Below are 1,324 nucleotides of genomic sequence, written 5' to 3'. Positions count from 1 at the left end.
GGTGTCGGAAACGTTGGCTTTCCCATGATTGACCTCGGGATTGCCGCGTCGACGAAATTCGTGAATGAAAATCCTTCTGCCAAGAAGTTCTTCGAGCTCGCTTCGATTCCCCTCGACGACCTGAATGCCGAGGCTTTGCGGATTTACAAAGGCGAAAAGTCCAACGAACAGATCAAGCAGCACGCCCTGGAATGGATCGCCAAAAACCAGGCCACGTGGGACAAGTGGATTATTGAGGCCAAGGCCGCGAAATAAGTGCCCCCCCTTTCAACAACATCGCCACCGTATTTGGTTCTGGTAGCTATAAAAGCAAGTCGCAATTCAAGTTAAACGGCGCCATTCATAGGCTGGTAGTGTTCGCACCTATTGTTGTATGGCGAACACTACCTGCCGGTAATTCTCACCATGCGCTGAAGCCAAGGAGTTTACAATGCCAGTCATTCACGTAGAGACCTTCAAAACCGACGACGACAAGAAAGCTGAACTGGTTGTGGAGATTACGAAACTATTCACGGAGAAAATGAACCTCCGTCCGGAACAGATCCATGTAGTATTCGATGAATACGAACCCAATAATTGGGCCACGGGCGGGAAACTCTGGTCACGGATGTGACGGTTCCGGTGCGGTTCGACATCTCATTGGCTGACCGAGCGTTCTCCTGTATGCGTCAGCAACTTGGTTGCCTTTTTGGTCGGGAGGTTTCATGACACAATTCACGTCGGCAGATCGTCAGGTCCCCTTTTTTACCGACAACTGGAGCGATCTGCGCCAGTTTCGCCCTATGCCCGAGATCGATTTCAAGCGTCTCGATAGCTATCGCAAAGGGCGCATCCGCTCGGCGATGCGTGCGGCCGACGTGGCCATGTGTGTCCTGGTGAGTCCAATAACCTTGCGTTATGCAGTCGATTATAACCAATATCCCTTATTCCAGTCCCACATTCCTGTGACCTACCTCTTCTTCCCTGTAGAAGGTCCTGTGACGATTCACCAGGGAATCGGGAACGCATGTTCGGCTGAGTCCTCTCGACAGGGACGGCCGATCTCGTTTTTCGAGGGCGGCTACGAACTGCCGGAGAATGCTCGCCTTTTCGCGGACGATGTTGTGGCGTTCCTGAACGAGATTGGATCGACCAATCGACGCGTCGCGCTGGAATACGTCAACCCCAGCCTGACGCAAGCTCTGTTGCAACGTGGGATAGAGGTTATCGATGCCGTCGACCTTGTCGAGGGCGCGAGGGTCATCAAATCCGATGACGAGGTGGCGTGCATCCGATGGGCTTGCGCTGTCGCCGAGCATGGTATCGCGCGCATGCAGGCCAGCAT

The 1,324-nt window shown here is 53.5% G+C and carries 1 protein-coding gene and 2 pseudogenes; all 3 read left to right on the top strand.

Annotated elements, in window-relative coordinates; genetic code table 11:
• A pseudogene (gene proX, locus O7A70_RS33785) lies at nt 1-255 on the top strand (glycine betaine/L-proline ABC transporter substrate-binding protein ProX); the annotation flags it as partial.
• 175 nt (nt 256-430) lie between these two features.
• A complete protein-coding gene (locus O7A70_RS33780; protein ID WP_337144200.1) occupies nt 431-613 on the top strand; it encodes a tautomerase family protein in 183 nt (60 codons plus the stop codon).
• Nucleotides 614-704: 91 nt separating this feature from the next.
• Nucleotides 705-1,324, top strand: a pseudogene (locus tag O7A70_RS33775) (M24 family metallopeptidase); the annotation flags it as partial.

The organism is Mesorhizobium sp. Cs1299R1N1, assembly GCF_037179655.1.
Lineage (GTDB): Bacteria > Pseudomonadota > Alphaproteobacteria > Rhizobiales > Rhizobiaceae > Mesorhizobium > Mesorhizobium salmacidum.
This window is presented reverse-complemented; position numbering and strand designations above follow the sequence as displayed.